General features: G+C 33.7%; 19 protein-coding genes. 8 read left to right on the forward strand and 11 right to left on the reverse strand.

The window, feature by feature from the left end; all coding sequences use genetic code 11:
• Positions 1 to 2 precede the first annotated feature (2 nt).
• Complete coding sequence (locus tag QL232_RS05350) at positions 3 to 2048, forward strand: hypothetical protein (protein WP_281613357.1); 2046 nt, start codon at positions 3 to 5, stop codon at positions 2046 to 2048.
• Between the two features lie 51 nt (positions 2049 to 2099).
• On the opposite strand, the gene QL232_RS05355 is transcribed toward QL232_RS05350, so the two are convergent.
• Positions 2100 to 4061 (reverse strand): OmpA family protein, encoded by a 1962-nt coding sequence (locus tag QL232_RS05355; RefSeq protein WP_168880419.1) that lies wholly within the window; start codon positions 4059 to 4061, stop codon positions 2100 to 2102.
• Positions 4062 to 4270: 209 nt separating this feature from the next.
• Positions 4271 to 5050 (reverse strand): diaminopimelate epimerase, encoded by a 780-nt coding sequence (dapF, locus tag QL232_RS05360; RefSeq protein ID WP_281613358.1) that lies wholly within the window; start codon positions 5048 to 5050, stop codon positions 4271 to 4273.
• 209 nt (positions 5051 to 5259) lie between these two features.
• Between dapF and trpA the strand changes: the two genes are divergently transcribed.
• A complete protein-coding gene (gene trpA, locus QL232_RS05365; RefSeq protein WP_168880421.1) occupies positions 5260 to 6036 on the forward strand; it encodes a tryptophan synthase subunit alpha in 777 nt (258 codons plus the stop codon).
• A 96-nt stretch (positions 6037 to 6132) separates the two neighbouring features.
• Here the strand turns inward: trpA and QL232_RS05370 are convergent, their stop codons facing one another.
• The 3 genes from QL232_RS05370 to QL232_RS05380 all read right to left on the reverse strand — a co-directional run bounded on the left by QL232_RS05370 (position 6133) and on the right by QL232_RS05380 (position 9538).
• On the reverse strand, positions 6133 to 6531 hold the full coding sequence (locus QL232_RS05370) for a hypothetical protein (RefSeq protein ID WP_168880422.1): 399 nt from the start codon (positions 6529 to 6531) through the stop codon (positions 6133 to 6135).
• A gap of 752 nt (positions 6532 to 7283) precedes the next feature.
• Positions 7284 to 7676, reverse strand: a complete 393-nt coding sequence (locus QL232_RS05375) for a hypothetical protein (protein WP_168880423.1) — start codon at positions 7674 to 7676, stop codon at positions 7284 to 7286.
• 557 nt (positions 7677 to 8233) lie between these two features.
• Positions 8234 to 9538 (reverse strand): dihydrolipoamide acetyltransferase family protein, encoded by a 1305-nt coding sequence (locus QL232_RS05380; RefSeq protein WP_168880424.1) that lies wholly within the window; start codon positions 9536 to 9538, stop codon positions 8234 to 8236.
• 266 nt (positions 9539 to 9804) lie between these two features.
• Here QL232_RS05380 and QL232_RS05385 point away from each other — a divergent pair, with 266 nt between their 5' ends.
• On the forward strand, positions 9805 to 10491 hold the full coding sequence (locus tag QL232_RS05385; protein ID WP_281613359.1) for a YjjG family noncanonical pyrimidine nucleotidase: 687 nt from the start codon (positions 9805 to 9807) through the stop codon (positions 10489 to 10491).
• Positions 10492 to 10678: 187 nt separating this feature from the next.
• Positions 10679 to 10822 carry a hypothetical protein gene (locus QL232_RS05390; RefSeq protein WP_168880426.1) on the forward strand — a complete coding sequence of 48 codons (144 nt, stop codon included), beginning with the start codon at positions 10679 to 10681 and terminating at the stop codon, positions 10820 to 10822.
• 54 nt (positions 10823 to 10876) lie between these two features.
• Here QL232_RS05390 and QL232_RS05395 read toward each other — a convergent pair whose 3' ends face one another.
• Both QL232_RS05395 and QL232_RS05400 read right to left on the reverse strand, forming a co-directional pair.
• Entirely contained in the window at positions 10877 to 12085 is a 1209-nt protein-coding gene (locus QL232_RS05395) for an aspartate aminotransferase family protein (RefSeq protein ID WP_281613360.1), read from the reverse strand.
• 139 nt (positions 12086 to 12224) lie between these two features.
• Entirely contained in the window at positions 12225 to 12590 is a 366-nt protein-coding gene (locus QL232_RS05400; protein WP_168880428.1) for a hypothetical protein, read from the reverse strand.
• Between the two features lie 221 nt (positions 12591 to 12811).
• On the opposite strand from QL232_RS05400, the gene QL232_RS05405 reads away from it, so the two are divergent.
• The 3 genes from QL232_RS05405 (at position 12812) to QL232_RS05415 (ending at position 14893) form a co-directional block, all read left to right on the forward strand.
• Positions 12812 to 14236 carry a sialate O-acetylesterase gene (locus QL232_RS05405; RefSeq protein WP_281613361.1) on the forward strand — a complete coding sequence of 475 codons (1425 nt, stop codon included), beginning with the start codon at positions 12812 to 12814 and terminating at the stop codon, positions 14234 to 14236.
• A 133-nt stretch (positions 14237 to 14369) separates the two neighbouring features.
• Positions 14370 to 14648, forward strand: a complete 279-nt coding sequence (locus QL232_RS05410; RefSeq protein WP_281613362.1) for a hypothetical protein — start codon at positions 14370 to 14372, stop codon at positions 14646 to 14648.
• Positions 14649 to 14701: 53 nt separating this feature from the next.
• Positions 14702 to 14893 carry a hypothetical protein gene (locus QL232_RS05415; RefSeq protein WP_168880431.1) on the forward strand — a complete coding sequence of 64 codons (192 nt, stop codon included), beginning with the start codon at positions 14702 to 14704 and terminating at the stop codon, positions 14891 to 14893.
• 78 nt (positions 14894 to 14971) lie between these two features.
• On the opposite strand, the gene QL232_RS05420 is transcribed toward QL232_RS05415, so the two are convergent.
• Both QL232_RS05420 and QL232_RS05425 read right to left on the reverse strand, forming a co-directional pair.
• Complete coding sequence (locus QL232_RS05420; RefSeq protein ID WP_281613363.1) at positions 14972 to 15190, reverse strand: hypothetical protein; 219 nt, start codon at positions 15188 to 15190, stop codon at positions 14972 to 14974.
• Complete coding sequence (locus tag QL232_RS05425) at positions 15187 to 15372, reverse strand: DUF6132 family protein (protein ID WP_168880433.1); 186 nt, start codon at positions 15370 to 15372, stop codon at positions 15187 to 15189. The genes QL232_RS05420 and QL232_RS05425 overlap by 4 nt, the downstream gene beginning before the upstream one ends.
• A 131-nt stretch (positions 15373 to 15503) precedes the next feature.
• Between QL232_RS05425 and QL232_RS05430 the strand changes: the two genes are divergently transcribed.
• On the forward strand, positions 15504 to 16490 hold the full coding sequence (locus QL232_RS05430; protein WP_281613364.1) for an AraC family transcriptional regulator: 987 nt from the start codon (positions 15504 to 15506) through the stop codon (positions 16488 to 16490).
• Between the two features lie 1368 nt (positions 16491 to 17858).
• On the opposite strand, the gene QL232_RS05435 is transcribed toward QL232_RS05430, so the two are convergent.
• Entirely contained in the window at positions 17859 to 18314 is a 456-nt protein-coding gene (locus tag QL232_RS05435; protein WP_168880435.1) for a T9SS type A sorting domain-containing protein, read from the reverse strand.
• A gap of 30 nt (positions 18315 to 18344) precedes the next feature.
• Positions 18345 to 22607: a di-heme oxidoredictase family protein gene (locus QL232_RS05440; RefSeq protein ID WP_281613365.1), complete on the reverse strand. Its 4263-nt coding sequence runs from the start codon at positions 22605 to 22607 to the stop codon at positions 18345 to 18347.
• Positions 22608 to 22992 lie beyond the last annotated feature (385 nt).

The following is a 22992-nucleotide window of genomic DNA, read 5'->3' on the forward strand; positions in this document are numbered from 1 at the left end:
CTATGAAAAACAGTGTATTCTGTCTTATTATCGCAATTGCTATCATTTTTACTCAACAATCTTATGGTCAGAAAGTACCTAAAAAGCTGACATATGGAAAGGTCTCAAAAGAGTTATTAGCGTTAAAGAGCTATGACAAAGATTCTACTGCCAATGCATTAGTTATTGGTGATATGGGGTGGCTAACTTTTGATATTGAAAATAATTCATGGATCATCAGAACCAAACGTCATTTGAGGATCAAAGTTTTTAATAAAGAGGCATTCTATTTAGGGAATATCAAGTTACCGTATTATAAGTATAAAGGTACTGATGAAGTAATCAACTCTATAAAAGGAGCTATTTATTATCTAGAAAAAGGTAAAGTAGTCAAGAAAAAAATTGATCAAAGTGATGTTCGAATTTTAAGACATTCTAAAACTAAAGGTTTTTATAAAGTTACCTTTCCTCGTTTAAGAGAAGGCTGTGTTATCGAGTTATTTTACAATAAAAATTCAGAGTTTTTAAGCCATATTGATAATTGGGAAGTTCAACGAGAAATTCCAGTTTTAATGAGTGCTTTCTCAATGGAAATACCAGAAAGTATGAAATATAAAGTAGTGAACTCTAGATACTTTCCTATAAAAGAATTGCCTTCAACAGGTTCATCAAAGACATTCAACCTTCGAACTAAAGATAATACATCTCTTCAAAGTTTAACTCTCGTAAAAACAACAAATGACGAGTATATACAGAATTATAATGTAAGAAGATGGAGAGTAGAACAAGTTCCTGCGTTTAAAGAAGAACCATTTATGACTTCACCTCAAGATTATTTAGCAAGATTGAAGTTTGAATTATTTAGTGCGAATAATAAACAGGATTATCATTCGAATTCTTGGACAGGGGTTGTAAAGGTTCTGAATTTACATTCGAGAGTAGGTGATCAGATGCATAGGGTTGGTTTTATGAAAGAAAGGTTGGATGCCATAAAAAATAAGACTCCAGATCACCTTGAAAGAGCTAAACTAGCATATGATATTATATCAAAGAGAATGAATTGGAATAAAGAATTGTCAGTTTATTGTCATGATGGAGGTACGAGAAAAGCCTATCTAGATCGAAGGGGTAATGTTGCAGAGATTAACTTGATGCTTTTTGCTGCTTTGGAATATCTAAATGTTCCTACAATTGCAGTTTTTTCATCAACGAGAGGTTATACTATGATCACACCTGATGAAGCTGAAATTAATCGTTTGAATTATGTTTTAGCTGCAATTAATATTGATGGAAAATATATTCTATTAGATGCAACAACAAAAAGTCATCCTTTTGGTGTTTTACCTCTTAGAGCTTTGAACTACCAAGGGGTGATCTTATCAAAAAATCAAAATTTAGATGGTAAGCTTCTTTCTATAGAACCAACTTCATTAGAATATAAATCAATACAATCGCGAGTAAGTATTAATAGAGATCTATCGGCAATATGTGATTTTACAGTTTCGTATAAAGGGTATGATGCTATCAATTGGAGGAATAAACATTTATCGAAATCAGAGGAGACTTATCTTGAGGAAAAAGAAAATCAGTTAGAAGGGTTAACTGTAGAGAGTTATGAAAGAGAAGGTGCTAAAAGTTTAAACTCTTCTATAAAAGAGATCTATAAATTTAATCTCGAAAAATGTATTGAGGATGTAGGTGGGCAATTGGTGTTTAACCCAATGGTAATGATTGAAACTAGTAAAAATCCTTTTACTCAAGAAACTAGAAGGTACCCAGTTGAGTTGCCATATGGTGTAAAGAGGAAATACATGATTCAAGTAGAAATACCGGATAATTTAGCAATTAAAGAATTACCAAAACCTCAGATAGTGAGGATGCCGGGGAATAGTGGGAAATTAAAGTATGTAATTACTCAAACATCAGATCGTTCATTTATGATTTTGTTTGATTTAGAAATCAAAAAGATAGTTTTTTCTCCAGATGAGTATTCACTCTTAAAAAACTTCTTTGATCAAATTTATAAATTCCATACATCGCCTGTTTTATTAGTTAAAAACGAGATGTAAAAAAAAGGCCAACTGATACATGATCAGTTGGCCTTAATACATTCCAAACAATTATATTTCATCTAATAGTGTAATGGTAGTTCTACGGTTGAGTTGGTGTTCCTCTTCAGTTTCAGCGTTAAATACTACTGGAAGAAGTTCACCATATCCCTTAGCTTCTAAACGATCTCTATCGATTCCTCTAGAAATGATATAATTAACAGCCGCTTCAGCTCTTTTTTGGGATAACTTGATATTGTACTTTTCAGAGCCTCTATCATCGGTATGAGATCCAAGTTCAATACTTATATTTTGATGCTGTTTTAATAGAGTCACTACTTTATCTAGTTCCCTAGCAGCATCGACCCTGATTCTATAATCATCAAAATCATAAAGAATATTGTTCAGAGTGATTTCACCTTCTTCGATTAATTCGTCATAGTAATCTTTGGTCAATTCAACCTCAGATTCTAAAGTGTAATCAACAATTTTCTCAGGACGGTCTTTAATATCTTCTTGGTCTACCTCTTTATCTGCGGTAGTGTAGTATACAGAGTCTTTAAAATATTTCTGCTTAGTGGCGATTAAGATATAGTCATCACCCATCTTTAGTTGGGTTTTAAATTCATAACGTCCATCTGTATCTGATACCACTTCTTCAATAACATTACCTTCAATATCTTGAAGTTGTACTGTCACTTCTGGTAACTTAGATTCTGTAGTATCTTTTATAGCAATAGAATTACCCGCTAAGAAATAATTGACAGGTTTAAGTATTGGAGTTTTGTCGGAGAAGAAATAGATATTGTCTTTTCCACTACCATTATCAGCCCTGTTTGAAGTAAAAGCACCAAATCTTTTTTCAAGAAATACCAATCCAAAATCATCACCTGGAGAGTTGAACGGTTGGCCCATGTTCTTGATTGTAATTTTATTATCCTTCCTTGTTGCCTGATAAATATCTAAACCTCCTAACCCTGCATGTCCATCAGAAGCGAAATACATTTTACCGGTTGGAGCAACAAATGGAAACATATCATTACCTCTTGAGTTGATTCTTGGTCCCATATTACGAGGTTTTCCCCAAGTGCCATTTACATTTCTCTTCGAACGGTAGATGTCAATACCACCATATCCACCTTTTCTATTTGATGCAAAGTATAATGTTTTTCCATTTGTACTTAATGCAGGACAAGCATCCCATGATTGTGGGTTTGATATTGGTAGTAAAGTAGGTGTAGACCATTCTCCGTTCTCAAACGTACTTTCATAGAGATCTACTTCTTTAAAGTTTTCTTTATGGTGCCCTGTATTACTTCTGGCAAAGATCATATACTTACCATCTTTCGAGAAAGTGGCAGAAGCTTCATGAATTTTTGGAGAGTTGATTAAGCTGTCGAAAAACGTAACGGATCCATTGCAGCTATCTGCTCGATCAAAGGTGTATTGGTAGATATTAGAAAAACCATCCCCAGTACCATGGTAAACCGTTTCAGCATCTCTTGTTGATGTGAATACCAATTGGTCTTTATAAAACATTGGAGAGTAGTCGTCAGCTTCGCTATTGATTGCATCACATTTTGTGATCTCAATAAAAGGGTCTGTATTTTTTGATAAGCTATCTACTACTGCAAGATGTTTGATTTCGTCTTTTGCTCTACGGATTAATTGACGATTTGTACCTTCTTTTGTGTAACGTTCAAAAAGAGAACGAGCCTTTTTATAATTGCCCTGAAGTTCTAAACCATAGGCATAATAAAAGTACATGTCCATATTTTGATAGCCAGCATCTTTAGCCTTTTTATAATAAGGTAATGCTTCTAACATTCGGTTTGACAAACGATAGGCTTCTGCTATTTTGAAATATGCTTCAGGCTTTTCTTTTTTATACTTTTCTGATTTAGCAATTTCTTCATATTTTTTTATAGCAGGTTGGTATTCACCTTGATCAAAGTGTGTTTCAGCAACTTTCAAAGGAGAAGAGCAGCTAGTGACTAGGCTGATAACAGATATAAATAGGAGAAGACGCTTCATATTGTTTATATGCGTTTCGAGGGTTTGCAGAGTTAGTGATCCATAAGGATCTAAATTTTTCAGAACTATTCTGAGTATAGAAGTTACCTTATTGTTTGAAAATAAGCAAATATTTTATCTACAATCAGAACTAAAAAGAAAAGGAAAAAACAGAAGCACATCTTCTACTTTTTCCTTTTGTATTATTTTAATAATAGGCTTATTAAGTATTAAGCATCAATTTCCGCTTTAAATACTGGTGTGGCAGGGCCTGAAAGAATAATATCAGTATAATTACCTTCTGATACTTTTTGGAACCCAACACCTAAAATTCCACCTAAAACTTTAATTTCAATAGGACTTTGCATCCCTAATTCAATATTAGCTGCGATTGCACAAGCTGTTACACCTGTACCACAAGCATAAGTTTCATCTTCAACACCTCTTTCATAGGTTCTTACACTTAATGCTTGTTCACCTGTTACTTCAGCAAAGTTTACATTGGTACCTTCTTTGGCAAAACGATCATTGTAACGTACGGCCTTGCCTTCAGCTACTGCATCAAAGTTGGTAATGTCTTTTTCGAATCGAACATAATGAGGTGAACCAGTATCCATAAAATAATGATCCGAATTATTTTCGATTTCACCTGGAGGATTCATTTTTAAATGAACAGTTTTTTGATCGTCCAATGTAGCTTCATGACTACCATCAGCAGCCCAAAAAGATGTATCTGTATCGAATAAACCTAATGTATGTGCGAATCGTACGGCACAACGTCCGCCATTTCCACACATAGATCCCAAATGCCCATCAGCATTAAAGTATACCATTTCGAAGTCATACCCTTCCTTTAAACGGATTAAGATTAACCCGTCTCCACCTACACCAAATCTTCTATGGCATAAAAAAGCCACTTTTTCATGATCTGTAATATCAAAAGTATTTTCTCTATCATCAATCATAATGAAGTCGTTGCCAGCCCCTTGGTATTTCCAGAAATTTATCATCGGTTTATATTTTTTTCTATTAAATCGTATTTATCACAAAGGTATTTTTTTTACCCAAAAACAGAAAAATAACACAAAATGTATACAAAAATAACACAACCTGTTAGAAATCTATATTCATTTTCTTTCAAAAATCACCTTAAACGAATTTTCAATTTTAGCTTTTGATCATTATATGTAACTTTCGACAAATAACAAACAAGAAGTTTATGCATAGAATTAACGAGTTATTCGAAAGAAAGCAGCAGGACGTATTAAATATTTACTTTACTGCTGGCTATCCAAAATTAGAAGACACTAGAACTGTATTAAAAGCATTGCAAGATGGCGGTGTTGACCTTATTGAAATAGGTATTCCTTTTTCAGACCCTGTAGCTGATGGTCCAACTATTCAAGAGAGTAATATGAAAGCTCTTGATAATGGTATGACAATGCATAAACTATTTGAACAATTAGAAGGGTTTAGAGAAGAAGTAGATGTGCCTGTAGTAGTAATGGGTTATTTTAATCCAATTATGCAATATGGCTTAGAGAAGTTCTGTAAGGATGCCCAACGAGTAGGAATCGACGGTATTATTGTTCCAGATTTACCAATGATTGAATACCTAAGCAATTTAAAAGGTATGTTTGATGAGCATGGTATTCGAAACACATTCCTTATTTCACCACAAACTACCGATGATAGAATTAAGGAAATTGATAATAACACAGAAGGATTTATTTATATGGTTTCTTCAGCGAGTGTTACAGGAGCAAAAACAGGTATTTCTGACGAACAGGTAGATTATTTTAAAAGAATTGAAAACATGAATTTGAAAAACCCAAGATTGATTGGTTTTGGTATTTCAGATCATGCGTCATTTAAGCAGGCTTCTTCCTATGCAAACGGAGCCATCATTGGTTCCGCATTTGTGAAATTAATTGGACAGTCTGAGAATTTATCTGAAGATATTCAACAATTCGTAAAGGATATAAAAGGAGAGTAGATTAAATTATTTTTCTACATCAATAAAAAAAACCTAGTCCAATAAGTTGAACTAGGTTTTTTTATTTTAAGGTGTTTAACAATCAATAGGCGTTGATTATCTACGGCTCATTTTTAAAACTTTCTTTTGAAGTTTTTGAACGTCTTTACCTTCTTGCATTCCAGCAAGAATAGCTTTGTTATAAGCAGTGATTGCCATGTCGTTAGCACCATTCAATGCAAGGTAATCTCCTTTTACTTCTAAGTTGTCTGAGTTAGCATTGATTTCGATTGATTTCTCAATCCAAATGTAAGCTTCGCTCAAATTCGCTTTCAATTCAATACATCTCTCAGCAGCGTCTGAATAAACAGCCCAATCAGATGCAGAAGCATTTTCTACTGACTCACGAAGCTTTGTGATCTCGTTGTCCTCATTTTCCATTCCTTTAGCTAAAGAAACGTTTACAGCAAGAATTGAAACTAATACGAATGCAAGAAGTTGTTTTAAAGATTTCATGATTGATATATAATTTTGAGGTTTATTTTAAATCTAAATGTTTACACAAAGAGTATTGCTATAAGCTTGCCAATTGAGGTTATATGATTGATATTCAGTAATTTATGTATGTATTTTATTGAAAAAACCAATTTTAAGTGTAAAAATGACTAAGAAATCGTCACAGATTTGAACAGAGTGTACGAAAATGATCATATTTTTGTGAGTTATTCCGAATAATATTTTGTTTTAACTCTTTTGTTAACTGTTGTTTAGAATTTTATCTATGTTTTGTGTGTGATATTTAGAATTTAATATCGCGTGTTTACATTTGGTGAGTTGTGTTTGTTGTACATTTATAAACACAATGCTGTAGTTTTTATGGATTTCATAAATATTTGATTGTTATTTTGATTATTCTTTAAAAATCAATCTTTATATAAAATATTTTTTACGATAATATCATTTTACTCTTGGTTTATGTATCAATTGAATAAAGGTGTTCACTTTTGAAACATAGGATATTTTGTCGTTAAATAGGGTATAGAAACGGTCACTTTCTAAATACTATAGGAAGTACTTTTAAGTACTTATTAGGGGGCTAGATTAACTATATCTACCAAGAGTAATATTTCGAATTGATTGAGAGAAGTAGAGGGTATTTACCAATGAAATTTCGTTTACATTTGAATAGATAGTAAGGAAAAAAGTTTATATACAAAAAAGCCTCTCTATTTCTAGAGAGGCTCACATATGGTATTGATATGTATATATTATCTAGCTAAATTCAATAATTTCTTTTGTACTTTGCTTACATCATAGCCATCGTTGTCAGAAATCGCTTTTAAAATAGATTGTCTGTAAGCTTCGATCGCCATTTCTTTAGCTCCGTTTACTGCAAGATAGTCACCTTTTAATTCTAAGTTTCTTGCATTAGGATTAATTTCAATAGCTCTTTCTAACCAGATATAAGCTTCGCTCATATTTGTTTCTAGTTCGATACATCTCTCAGCTGCATCTGCGTAAATTTGCCAATCTGATGCAGAAGCATTTTCTACAGCTTCACGTAATCTAGTGATTTCGTTATCATCATTGGCAGCGAAAGTAGTACCGAATGCAAAAACTGAAATAATTGTAACTGCGATTAAGTTTCTTAAATTTTTCATGGCAATATATATTTTAATAGAAAGTGTTCGAAAATTGTTTACACATACCGTAATACTATTCTTGCGCCATAAAAATATAAAATACTGACAATCAATTATTTAAATGTGATTTTTATGGAAATAAGTATAAAATATACACTTTAAATTGTATCATGATTGGACAAGGTGTTCAAAAGTGTACATAGAATAATGCAATTTCCAAATATTATTTTATTTACAACCTAAAAGGTGATCTCTGTCAATATAAAAAATAGGTAAAAGTGATCATGATTAGTTTTTTATTTTGGATCTAAGTGACAAAGGAATTAATATTTATGACATTTTTATTTAAACATGATAATTTTTTGTTCTGTGTTTTGAGAATATTGAAAATTTTCAATCGATTATTTATTAATATGTGAATTTATGTCTCATATTTTCTGTGAAATTTCACTTTTCATAAAAAACTGTCCGTTTTTGGAAGTATAGTTGTTTTATGTACATTTATAGTGTTCGAAAACAAAAAAAGAGGTATTTCTACTAGAGAAATACCTCTTCATATTTATGTACAATTGAACTTAGATAGACATATCTAAATCCCAGTTTTCTAAGATATCAGCAACCTTTCTAACGAACATTCCACCTAAAGCTCCATCTACAACTCTATGATCATATGAGTGAGAGAAATAAGCAAATTGTCTAATACCAATTACATCCCCTTGTGGTGTTTCAATTACCGCAGGTTTTTTACGGATAGTACCTACAGCCATAATCGCCACTTGTGGTTGCATAATAATTGGTGTTCCGATAGTATTACCAAAAGAGCCGATGTTGGAAACAGTATATGTACCACCAGAAAGTTCTTCTGGCTTTAATTTATTTTCTCTTGCTCTAATCGATAGATCTTGAATAGCGATAGCTAAACCGCTTAAGCTTAATCTATCTGCGTTTCTAATTACAGGAACGATAAGGTTACCATCAGGTTTAGCTACAGCCATACCAATATTGATGTCCTTTTTAACTACGATATTATCGCCATCTACTTGAACATTAATCATTGGGAACTCCTTAATTGCTTTAGCAATTGCAGAGATGATGATAGGCATAAATGTTAGCTTAGCACCTTCGTTTTTCTGGAATGCATTCTTATTTTTATTTCTCCATAATACAACATTCGTAAAATCAGCCTCAACACATGAAGTAACATGTGGAGCGATTTGTTTTGAAGCCACCATACGTTCTGCAATCATCTTACGGACTCTGTCCATTTCGATGACTTCATCACCATTGTCCATTGAAACTGCTGGAGCCTGAGGAGCAGGACGGGCAGCAACTGGTGCAGGTGCAGGAGTTGAAGTAGGTTGAGATACTTTTGGAGCAGGAACATGACCTTTCTCAAGGAAAGCCATCATATCGTTCTTTGTCACTCTTCCGTCTTTACCAGAACCTGGAATAGTATCTAAGACTTCTTGTGAAATTCCTTCTTTCTTGGCAATATTTCTAACTAAAGGAGAATAGAAACGGTTACCGCTTTTAGCAACGATTTCATTATTTGCATTATTAGAAGGAGGAGTATTTGGGGTGGATTGTGAAGTAGTGGTAGTTTCAACAGGAGTTGTTGTTTCTTCTGCAGCACTTTCGCCTTCAGTTTCTACTATAGCGATAGGAGCACCAATTTGAACAACATCGTCTTTTTGAACTAATATTGTTTTAATAACTCCTTCTACTGTGGCAGGAACTTCTGTATCTACTTTGTCGGTGGCTACTTCAACTACAGATTCATCAAGGGTAATAGAATCACCCTCATTTTTTAACCATTCTAAAACTGTAGCTTCCATAACACCTTCTCCCATTGCTGGAAGAATCATTTCTACTTGTGCCATATATATAGTTGATTTGTATATCTAATCTCAAAACAGGACAGGCCAATTTTCTGCAAAGGTAATAAAAGAGTTAGAGAAAAATTAGCGTACAAAATACATTTATGTGATTATCGTCACCTTTCGAAAATTATACTTTGTTAATTATTGTGAGGTTTTCTTAAAGAATCTCATTAATAACTTTTGTCTACACTTTAAACCTTAAAAGAATAGTAGGTAATCTGCAGAATTATCAGAAAATTGATGAAATAAATATTTTGAAAAACATTATGAATAAAAATTCAATCCAACATATATTTTTTGATTTAGACCATACTCTATGGGATTTTGAAAGAAATTCTGATGAAACACTGATCTCTTTATTTGAGAAATATAAAATAGGAGAGCAAGGAGTAAATATTGAAGATTTCTTAGCTGCTTATAAAAAGATAAATCATCAACTATGGGATTTATACAATCATAGTAAAGTCACAAAAGAGGATATAAGGTTGAAGAGATTTCCTATGGCTTATGAAGAGATCGGGTTGGACCCTACAACTTGTCCGGATCGTATTGGTGATGAATATTTGGAAATTTGTCCACATAAACCTTATCTAATCGAAGGTTGTGTAGAGCTTTTAGAAGGGTTGAAAGGGAAATATACACTTCATATTTTATCGAATGGTTTTGACAAAACACAAAGTATAAAGTTATCAACAACGGGGTTGAATAAATATTTTGATGTTGTTGTTACTTCAGAATCTTGCGGTGCAAAGAAGCCTTCTCCAGAAATTTATACCTATGCTCTAGAAAAAGCAGGTGCAAATGTTGATAACTCAATAATGATTGGGGATAACCCTATTACAGATATTAAAGGAGCGAAAGATTTTGGCCTACAAACGATCTATTTTGGACAAGAAAATACTGTAGCTGATATTGAAGTAAAGTCATTAATTGAAATCCTGGAATATCTGTAAACCTTGTTAGTGGATAAACATTAGGTATATGAACATAATGTGAATCAAAAGGAGCTAACAATCAATAAGGTAGGATTGATGTTAAATTTGTTGAAATTAGTTGTTAATGTTTGGCGTGTAATGTGTTAATTGTAGTATATTTATTTTGTAAATATTTATTAACATCCGATTCACTAACGAAACACATATGACAACTACAGTTAAATCTTCATCTGAAAGAGAAAAAGCAATTAAACGTCTCAAATCTGACCTCCATAAATGGAGAAAATATGAAAGAGCTTCTGCTTGGCTCAAAGAGCAAATGTTGCAATGGGAAATTAATAATGCATAAAAAAGGTCATCACAACAAAAAGTGATGACCTTATATATTTTTATCGAGCTCTAATTATTTGGCAATACAGGTATCTATTGCGGCCAGAATAACATCACAAGCTTTATGAATTTCTTCATCTGAAATGATTAGAGGAGGGGCAATTCTGAAAGCATATGGAGTAGATAAAAACCAGTAAGTGATTACTCCATTTTCTATACAAGTAGTAACCACTTCATTAACTAATTCAAAGCTTTCCATATCAATGGCAAACATCAGCCCTTTTCTTCGAATCTCTTTTATGGCAGGGTGAGACTTTAATCGATCTTCAAATAATTGACCTTTTCGCTCTACATCATCAATTATGTTGTCTTCTTTTAATGTTTGAATAACAGCGTTGGATGCTGCACAACATACCGGATGACCACCAAATGTAGTGATATGTCCTAAAATAGGATCATGTGATAAGACTTTCATCTTTTCTTGAGAAGATACAAAACATCCCATAGCCATACCACCTGCCATTCCTTTGGCGATAGTTAGAATATCTGGTGTTACTCCGAAGTGCTCAAAGGCAAAGAATTTTCCAGTTCTACCGAACCCTGTTTGGATTTCGTCAAAGATTAATTGGGCACCTACTTCATCACATCTTTTTCGTAAAGCGGTCATGTATTCTATAGTAGGTATTCTTACTCCTGCATCTCCTTGAATTGGTTCTACAATTACTCCTGCTGTTTTTTCAGTTATATATTGAAGGTCATTTTCAACATTGAAGTTGATAAAACGAACATCAGGTAATAATGGCCTAAATGCATTTTTCTTTACTTCATTTCCTGATACACTTAATGAACCATGAGTATTACCATGATAGGAACGGTTAAAGCTAATGAGCTCAGTTCTTCCGGTGTATCTTTTGGCAAGTTTTAGTGCAGCTTCATTGGCCTCTGTACCAGAATTTACAAAGTAGGTGGCATTTAGCGAATCTGGTAATACAGACAATAAACTTTTAGTGAGTTCTATTTGCGGTTTTTGAACCATTTCTCCATAAACCATCACAAACAAGTATTTATCTACTTGGTCTTTTATCGCTTTGGTGATTTTTGGATGTCCATGCCCAAGATTGTTTACAGCAATACCAGAAATAAGGTCCATATACGACTTACCATTCACATCGTACATATATACACCTTTGGCATAATCAATTTCAATCCCTAAAGGGTAAGGAGAAGTTTGAGCTTGATGCTCAAAAAATATGTCCTTATTAGATTTGTTCGAAATATCCATTTGTAAATTCCTTTCGTTTAGCGAAGGTCTCGCTTAGAATTACAAAAATAATGAACAGACATGGTATTTGGTACAGATATCTGTTACTGCTTCGTAATAGGAAATAAAAAAAGGGAACCTTTCAGTTCCCTTTTCTATGCTATTGCTTAGCTTTATTTTGTTCTTTCAATTTTTTATTGAAAGCATTAATCTCTTTGCTGGTAACACCTGTTGCTTCACTAATTTTTTTAGTAGCAGTTTTACCAATTTCTTTTCTCTTTTCTTTGAAAGCCTCAGCAGTTACATCACCATTTTTCTTTGCCTTGTTGTTGTTGCCGTAGTCTTTGATTTGTTGAAGTTTAATTTCGTAAACACTCTTTTGTTGTTCTTCATTTAGACTAAATTCTTTTGCGAAGACTTCAGCATACTTTTCTGCTTTCACTTGAACCTTGCTTTTCTTTTTGTCTTGAGCAAAAGATGTGATTGAAACCATCACCGCTAGTAAAATAAATAAGTACTTTTTCATTTCTGGTTAACTAAAAAATAATAATAAATAGTATAAATGTCTATTGTCAAAAATAGACGAATAAGAATACACACATGGTATAAGAATGATTCGCAAAATAATACAAATCGTTCAAAAAGGAAGAAAAGTTAATTTACGACTGTAATAAGTCGATAATGTATTCACCTTTGTCATCAAAAATAATTACCTAACATTACACTAACAATAAAAATTAGCCATTTATGAAAAATACTTTTTTATCATTTTTGATCATTATAACATCTACATTATATATTAAAGCACAAACTAGGGTAGGAAGTCCTTTTACAGATCACATGGTTTTGCAACAGAATGAAGAAGTTAATCTTTGGGGATGGGATACTCCTGCAACAAAATTAACAGTGAAAGGGAGTTGGGGAGAAAGTGTTAAGACGATTGTAGACCAATCAGGAAAATGGAAAGTGACTTTAAAAACACCTGAAGGAAGCTATACTAATTATCAAATTACCATTAAAGGGACATCAACTATTAAACTTAGTGATGTTTTATTTGGAGAAGTATGGTTATGCTCAGGGCAATCCAATATGCAAATGCCTTTGCAAGGTTATTATGGCCAACCGGTAATAGGTAGTAGAGAGATGATAGCCTCATCAAACCAAAAGAATTATATCCGTTTGTATCAAGTAAAAAGAGCGTTTAATGGTGTAGTACAGGATACCCTTTCAGGTAAATGGACAGAAGCCGACCCATCTACTGTAAGAGCATTTAGTGCAGTTGCATATAGTTTTGGTAAAAAGCTGGCTGAAAATTTAAATGTTCCTATAGGATTAATTCATTCATCACAAGGAGGATCAAAAGCTGAAGCTTGGATGAGTGAAAGTATGTATAGAGAATTAAGTGATGATGAGATTGTTTATGAAGGGATCAACCAGAAGAAGGCAATTAAAACTCCTACCTTATATTATAATGCAATGATACACCCGTTGGTAGGGTATACAATACGAGGAGCTATTTGGTATCAGGGTGAAGCCAATCGATCTACTAATGCTACTCAGAAGTATAGTAAAGTTCAATCTACTTTGATAAATGGGTGGAGAACACTTTGGAATCAAGGCGATTTCCCATTCTATTTTGTGGAGATTGCTCCATTTGGATACAATGGAAAAGACAATGTAGAAGCAGCAGAATTAAGAGCGGAACAATACCTTACGACTGAACTAGTGAAAAACACTGCAATGGTATCCACAGCTGATTTAGGAGATTTAAAATACATTCATCCTTCACAAAAGGTCGAAGTAGGTAACCGTTTAGCGAATATCGCTTTATCTAAGGACTATGGAATAGAAGGGTTAGATTATCTGTCACCTATTTATAAGAGTTCAACTGTAAAAGGGAACTATGTTAGTGTTCAATTTGATGATGCACCTACAGGGATTACTACTTATAGTAAAGAACTAAAAGGATTTGAATTGGCGGGTGAAGATGGAAAATTCTATCCAGCAAAAGGAAAGTTTAAAAAATATCGTTTATCGGTTTTTTCTGATAGTGTCGCTAATCCAAAATATATAAGGTATGCATTCAAGAACTATCATGAAGGAAATTTATTTAGCGTAAATGGCCTTCCTGTGATACCTTTTAATAAGGAAATTGATAAAAAAGTGGAATAATCAAGCAAATAAACTAGTAAGAATATAAATATGACCTTTTGGAGGAACAATTTGACCCGATGAAGGAAATCGGACTTGTAATAGTGGCGTTTAATTAACTGTAATTCAGATTAAAACATAAAAAACTAGTCTTATGAAAAAGTTATTATTTGCTACAATTATTGGAATGTTTATGATGTCATGTAATGATTCGGAAGTTAATCCTGCCGTAGATGATAATGTAGACCCAGGTTTTGAAAATGTAGATCCAGAGTTTGGTTTACCAGAAGGAGAAGAAGTTGACCCAGGCTTTGAAAATATAGATCCAGGTTTTGGTTCACCAGAAGGAGAAGAAGAGGTTGATCCAGGTTTTGATAATGTAGACCCAGGTTTTAATAACCCAGGAGATAATACAACATCTATTTCTGAGTAATCCACCACAAATATTTATAAAATTAATTTGAAACAACCTTACTAGAAAATATTATGAAAAAGTTATTATTTGCTGCAATTATTGGAATGTTTATGATGTCGTGTAATGATTCGGAAGTTAATCCAATCGTAGATGATAATGTAGATCCAGGATATGAAAACCCAAGTGATCCAGGTTTTGGTAATCCAGGTGTAGATCCAGATTATGATAACCCAGGTAATGTAACTTTACCGACAGCTGAGTAATAATTAGGTTTAAAGTATACGCTAAACCGTAAAATATATATTAAAAGGTATTTTCCAGAAAATGGAGAATACCTTTTTTTATTGTCTTTCTTTACTCGTATCACAAGAGCAACTAGATCCACAGCGGCCATTTTTGGCATTACATCCCCATCCCATAATACTCATCAGAATAAAATATCCACCCATAACAATACCAGCAACTTCGTGGTTTTGTACGGATGGAGCTAAAACTGCAACACCAAGAGCGAGCCATAGCACTCTAGGTATATTCCAATTATTGAGTAATCTCTGTTTCATTTTTTCCAATTTAGAATTACTGCACTTACAAATATACCATATAATGTGCTATTAACAGGAGAAGAAGTAATAGCACAAGTTCCATTATTACATCCAATAAAATAATAATAGCTGTAACCGAGAGTTCCTCCTAGAAGTACCACAAGGATATTTTTCCAATAATTTGATATAAAATGCATCATTTCTTTATTCTCTTTTTTCAAAAATAACCAAATGAAATAGTATCTTATGTGATAAAGATTACATATTGTAGTACGATCTCTTAGGGTAAATTAAGAGTGTATTACTTCATTTGGTTTTAATCGAAAGCATTTTGAGAATATTTTATATACAGGAATCTAAAAGAAAGGAGAATTACCAAAAATTCGCAGAGGAGTTTGGTGGTACTTTTGACGGAGAAAACCTTAAGATTGATAATGATGACCTTAAAGTTGATATTACCTACTTTGAAAATATTTTTGGTGTAAGCGTTATTATCAATGAAGTTTATTTGGAGGATGATGTACGTTTTGAGATTAACCCAACCAAAGAAGAACAACTGATGCTATATACTCGATTTATGACGTCTTCTGATTCTCAGGTCATCATAAACGACAAAACTGTGGAACAAGAGTACATAGATTCTGCGGTGATCTCTAATAATAAAAATAGCCTAGAAACAATATATCGTAAAGGGAAAAAGATTAAATCAGTGACTATCGTAGTTCCATTTTCTGAGTGGATAAAAGTAACCAAAAATGATTACCCTGAGCTTACAGATTTTTTCCAAGAAGAAACGCCATGGATAGAGGTGGTGAAAGTCTCTTCAATTATGAAAAAGACCTTAGCAGAAATTTTTTCTCTAAAGAAAATGAGCTTTGGAAGGAGAGCTTTTACAGTAACTAAATCATTAGAGCTATGTTCCTTATTGTTTATTGAGCTGATGAAAAAGAAGCAGGATGGGGAAGAAATAGGTATGAAAAAAGAGGAGTTTGAGTTAATGGAAACGATGAAAGAAGATCTACGAAATAAATTAGCCAAACCTCCTAAAATTGATGATTTAGTAAGAGAATATGGAATGAGTGCCACAAAACTCAGAGAAACCTTTAAAAGGGTAGTGGGCACTTCAATACATCAATTTATTCTTTCGGAGAGGTTTCATTTAGCATATGACGCCTTGGTTAATTCTGAAGCCCCAGTATCAAAATTAGCGATAGACCTAGGTTTTAATACAACAGCACACTTTTCAGATGCTATCAAAAAGAAATACGGAGTCAGTCCTTCTGAGTTAAGAAAATCGATAAAATACGGAGCTAATTGATTTACGGAGAGTAGCTTTTACATTTTGTCTTATGTGTTAGTATCCTAAATGTATGTTTTTAACACAAAATCTAAAAAAAGTTATTTATGATTGGTTTTAATCAATAATTTTCATGTACCTTTAGAGCATACTCAGCTCCTTTTCATGTAAAAGGCATTTACGACAGGAGCTAATCCTATACAATAAATAGAGATTAGTTATCCTCCATCTTAAAAGATGGCAACAATTAAAAATGAGAAATTACAGCTTGAAATATTTTCAAGCTGTTTTTTTATGCCCAAAATTTAATGAAAGTCAAAATGTATAAGTTTATGCCTACCTAGTACAAATACAGTCTCTTACATTTCAGTATATATATACAAATTCATAGTGTAGTAATATTTAAAACCCAAGATTAACTTATTGGAATATAATTATTCCATTGCTTTGTTGAGATGATGATAGTTTAAAAAAGATGTAAAGAAATGGGAAACAGTCTGGAAATATTTTCAGGCTGTTTTTTTATTTCTATATTTTTAAGAGAATAATCGGATTGTGTAAGTTTATTATTTATATGTGAAAATACGTTAGGCTAAAAATCGGTTTATATAACTGTAGTTTAATAATTAGCGAAATATTTTTACCCAAAAACATTTTTTAAATCGATAATTTTTTGCCCATATCGATAATGCTTTATTGCGATGATGATAGTTTAAAAAAGATGTAAAGAAACAGAAACAGCTTAGTAGTATACTGAGCTGTTTTTTTTATATGTTGTTTTTTGAAACTCAAATGATATTTATCGAAAATCGAGTGCTTCAAAATCTAGTTTAATTAAATATATCAACAGTAGTATAATTAACTAAGACTAATACCAATTAAACATTTACAATTCTTTTTTACTTGAATATAGAATTCATTTATGAAAGAATCACTCGTTTAACCAACGAGTCCAGTTAAAAATGAGAATGATGGACAGCTTGTAGAAGAATCTGCAAGCTGTTTTTTTTATGCTATTTCATAAGAAAAATAACGAAATGTTGTTTTTTGAAATAATTGAGGTTGAATTCGTAAATACTACCTATGTTTTGTGAGTATAATAATAATGTAAACTGTAAGTAAAAAAGCTTATAAACTGTAACCGAAAAGGTTACCAATTAGAAATGAGACAGAAAGCCAAGGGTTCAAGACCTTTGGCTTTTTTTATGTCAAAATCAGATATTTTGTTTTTTGAAACTATTATGTTTTAAAATGGAAATCTTTTCGAGACAAAGCAGGTATATTTACATTGTAAACTGTAAGTAAAAAAGCTTATAAACTGTAACCGAAAAGGTTACCAATTAAAAATGAGATAGAAAGCCAAAGGTTCAAGACCTTTGGCTTTTTTTATTAATAGTCTACCACAAGTTTCTTACTTACTGATTTACCTTCTTTGTCTGTATACATTAATATGTATACTCCCTGAGGAAGTCCTTTCTCTTCACCGATACTAGATTTCCTAATTGGAGATAGAATTCTTCTTGTTTGAATAAGTTCACCTGTAGCGGAAAATAATTGTATTTCCCCTTCTAGTAGAGCTTCCCCTTCAATTTTAAATAATCCGGAACTAGGATTGGGATAAACTGAAAGTTCTAAGTCCGTTAATTCATTTTCTAATGAAAGCCCTTTTACTCTTGAAGATGAATTACAATTACTATTTGCTTCTTCTTGAGTTGCAAAGCATTGATCACAACTCTCAATAGGTCTGCAAGGCGGACATTTTACTGTAATAGAACTTTGTTGGCCATATGCGTTTGACAATGCCATAATTAGCATCATCAAACTGATATAAATATATTTTGTCATTATTAATTTCAATTCAAGTGTTACTTCACCTTACAGTGATTTGATAAACTGTACAATAAATGCTCTTTCTTCTTCAGAAAGGTTATTGTATGCAGCTCTAGAATTAGAGGCATCGCCTCCATGAAGTTGGATTGCCTCTTCTATCGATGTTGCTGAACCATCATGCATAAATAATGTCGCTTTACCATTTCGTTCTAGTAAATCAATGTTTCTACCCATTCCCCATAAAGCAGGCGTTCTGAAAGAACCATTATATACATTATGGACTTTCATATCTGTATATGGACGTATCACCAAATCTCTAAATTCCTTTGGAGCATCAGAACTCGTTTTCTGAGTAACTTGGTGGCAACTAGCACATCCCACTGTATTAAAGGCAAGTTCACCCTCTGCAACACCAGGGATATTGTAAGAGTTGGCAGATCTTGTTGGTACGGTTAGGAATTTGGTATAAGCAACGATTTGTTCTAAATCTTCCTGAGAAATATCAGTATCAGGATTGATACCATGGTCTTCTATTAAAGCATTTTTAGTTTGATCTTCTACAGTGGCAACACCACCATCCCAACGTAATCCGGCTTCAGCACCTGCAATCCATTGGAGCATACCTATACCAAATACTGGAGGAGCAATTCTAGGACCTCTAGGAGTATTGATCACTTCTGATCCTCTACCATCTCTAAAGTGACAGCTTCCACAAGAAGTTGAGCCAATGCGTGCTTGATCTAATTCGACTTGGAATTGATTGTACTCGCTGGCTTCACTTCTGTGGGTTACACCATGGAATAAGTGATGTCCTTCTAAGAAATCATCAACATCGTCTTCACTTTCGAGTGTGATAATATGTTGAGTGAAAATGGCATCTCTTTCAAGATTATAATTTCTTTCGTTTCCACCTGCAGTAGCTAAACTCGGTAAAATCATAAGTGTAGAAGCCTTACCCGCGGATGCTAAACGAGGATCTCCTAGTGTATTGAAACCTTGTCCGATAAAATAATTTTGAAGAGTATTATAGGTTTGAGCACCTGATCCACCAGCAACTGCAGTAATTTCATAATTGACCATATTACCATAGTTATACCCAGGTCCTAAGTCAGAATATGTTGTCCCTGATACTCCACCAACGGTAGTAGCATATCGAGGAGCAGGTGAATCGCCAATATCTAAAATATCAATTCTTACAGGAGTAACAGGAGCTCCTGCATGAGGATGGAAAGTTCCATTAGCAGATGTTAGTTGAGGATCAATTCTTAGATTGTCAGGACCATCTGTGATAATAGTTTCATAACGATCTAAATAACGAAGTTGATCTGCATTGTGTACAGCGTCAAAAACAGCTTCTGTGATACCATCATAAGCATGTGGATGTCTAAAACGCATCCAATTGGCTGCAGTAGAGGCAATCGTAGGTCTATTTCGAGGATCAATTCTTTCTCCTTTTGTTGTAAATAATGAAGAATACATATATTGATCACCTGGGTCATCTGTCATATACCCTTTTTTCTTATATCTAAAGAAGTAAAAGAAATTATCCGCTTGTAAACATTTAGTAGGAACACTGTTCGTTTCGTTTAACTTGATCCCCTCAAATTCTATTTGGTTACAAGAACAGAAAAACTCAAAATCAGGGTTGCCATCTGCTTGAATATCTATTGTTTGACCATGACTTACTGAAATAGTAGTAAAATCTTCAGATAGATCAAATGTATACCCATGTGTACCAGGTTGAACCCCAAGAACCGGAGTTGGTAATGCAGGTGAAGGGTAGAGTACCATTGGAATATCACCACATGCTTCTTCTTCGCAAGGAGCACAAGGGCCACCACAATCGACTCTTTCTTCTCCTTGATTTAATATACCATCAGTACATGAAGGAGCAGCGCCGCCTTCCAGAATTGCTGTATTTCCTAAATCTATAGGACAATCGCCACCGTCTCCCCAACGAACAAAAATGTGATAATTACCTGGAGCTAAATCCGTAATAGTGATCCATTTTAAATTGTCTTTTTCAGTGTAAGGGTAGGTATTACCTCCATCAATTGAAAACTCAATATTTTCTCGATTTTCAACATCGTCAAATGATAAAGTAAGTATACCATCATTTTGTCCTTCAAAAGATTCATTTTGTTTAGTGATTACGGCATTTGGATTAGGTGTTCCATTACAAACTTCTTCACAAGAGATACAATTGGCTCCACCGCAGTCAACACCAGTTTCATCACCATTTTGAATGCCATCGTCACATGTAGGGCAATCGTTACAAGAAGCACCCCCACAATCAACACCGGTTTCATCACCATTTTGTATACCATCTCCACATGTAGGAACAAAGAAACATTCTGATACTTGAATAACTTTTTCTTGTTCATTACTTCCTTGTACTTTGATGGTGTAATCTGTATTTGCACTAATATTGACAAATCTTTGATAGTATCCATCTTCTTGTTTATCAGGAGTATAGCAACTACCGTTTAGACATAGATATAAAGCAGATCCTAAATCTTCATGATAATATAAAATTCCTTGTCCGTCTATAATAGTTAAACCAAAGTCATCGCAAGAACCTTCTCCTGGTCCAGATGAACAAGGTGTACATGAGCCCCCACAGTCAATGCCGGTTTCATCACCATTTTGAATATTATCGGAGCAAGTATCAGTAATAGTTTCTTTTAATAGCCACCAAACATTACCAGCTCCTTCACCATTTGTATCATTTTCCTGATTATCCCCTGCAAAGTAATATAATGGTTGACCATTAAAAGTAAGTTGAAGCTCTCCATCACAAGTTCCACTCAACCCGAAGTCTCCAGTTAATCCTTGTGGTAAACTATTAGGTAAAATGATATTTAACTTAGAAGATGCAACAACTAACGGCCAGTTCTGAGCACAACCATCGGTACAACTTCCAAACTCGTTCGTATCATTATCCCATGTATAGATAGCTTTCGCTGGTAAATCTCCGTACTTCGCAATAAGGTATTCACCATGAGTAGGTGAACTTGCTACAGAAATAACTAAGTCTTCCTTAGTCGGAATAGGGTCTTCTGGGCAAATAGGGCAAACTCCTCCACAGTCAATTCCTTCTTCATTACCATCTTTAATCTGATTCTCACATGAACCAATAGTTACCGTACCTAAATAGGTGTTACAGTCGCTATTTCCCCATTTCATACCAGCGGTATAGCTTCCTGAAGCTTTGTTAGGTACAGTCAATTGCCCCTCTTCGATACTGACTTTAAATGAATCAGAATCAAAGAAAAATAAGATGGAATCATACTCGTTTTCGACATTGTTAAAATGGAATGTAACACTACCATCTAAGGCGCCATCTGAAGTTTCATTGCTTGTCGTAACATGTGTGAAAACATTGGCAGGGTTATTTAAACCTGTACAAGGTTGCGGTTCTGCAGGTGTACCAATAAAATTAATTTGGTCAATGTTTAATGCAGCATCACCAGATTGGAAGATAATTGCAAAAGTATCACCCTCCTGAATGTTTACACTAACAGAAGTTGTATTATAATTACCCACCCATGCTCCTGAAGATGAAAATGGGATATTATCAATGTCATTACCATTGATAAAGAAAGAGATCTCACCGGATAGCTCAGAGGCATATATAATTTCTACGGAAGATGCAGATGGTGAATTTTCAATTTGAATACCTGCACCTTGTGCTGATATATATGCTACACCTTTGCCATTTGAAGCAGCAGGGTCATCATAAACAGAGGCACTTCCGACGATTTGTGCAAGTTCTACTTCTATTTTGTGACGATCAGTTGGAGGGGGAGCAATGCATGGTTCACAATCTCCTCCACAGTCTACTCCTTCCTCGTTTCCATTTTGGATTCCATCAGAACAAGTAGGAACTACTGGATTTGTTCCATCTCCTTTTGCTGTGGCAACAACAGAGTATTGATCGGAGATATACTGACCACTACTATTGTCTTGGATTTTCAACTGGATAGTGTAAGTGTTACCTACTTCTAGTCCGCTGACACTTCTTTCCCAACGATTTCCTACTTTTTCTCCAGGCGAACAAGCAGCACCTAGACAGATGTAATTCCATCCACCTGTCCAGTTTTGGTCTTCAAAGTAGATGGTAGCATTTCCATTTTCAACTTCAATCCCATAACCTTGTGCATTTGAAAAGCTCATTGTTGAAATGAAAAGCAGAGCAGTACAAAGGAATTGTACATAATAGTTAGTTGGACGACCGCTATTCTTAGTATTAGAGTAGCAGTATAAACAGAGAATCTTATCCCTGATTACTGTAGATAATTCATTCATTTTCGTGTAGTTAAATAGTTACCTAAATGGTATTCGACAACGAAAAATTATGAGTTGTTAACAAGCTTACCTAAAATAGATCTACTGCATTTCTACAGGTGATTATTACTTAAATTCTACGTTTTAAGATTATTGATATTATAAACTATCGCCAATTATAAGTGAGTTTTTTATGATGAATTTATGAAGCGTTGTAGTGTAGTAATTTATGATAGTAGTAGTGTTTTAATGGATGATCTTATGTTGGGTGATTCTCTTTTCTAATTGTCTTATTTCTATATAGGGTGTGTATTTTAAATTGATTATAGATTATTCTATTGGACATTTTAGGTGTCGATTTATTGAAAAACCTAAGAGTGTTCAGTAATGGAGTAGTAGTCCAATT

The organism is Flammeovirga sp. SubArs3 (assembly GCF_947387565.1).
GTDB lineage: Bacteria > Bacteroidota > Bacteroidia > Cytophagales > Flammeovirgaceae > Flammeovirga > Flammeovirga agarivorans.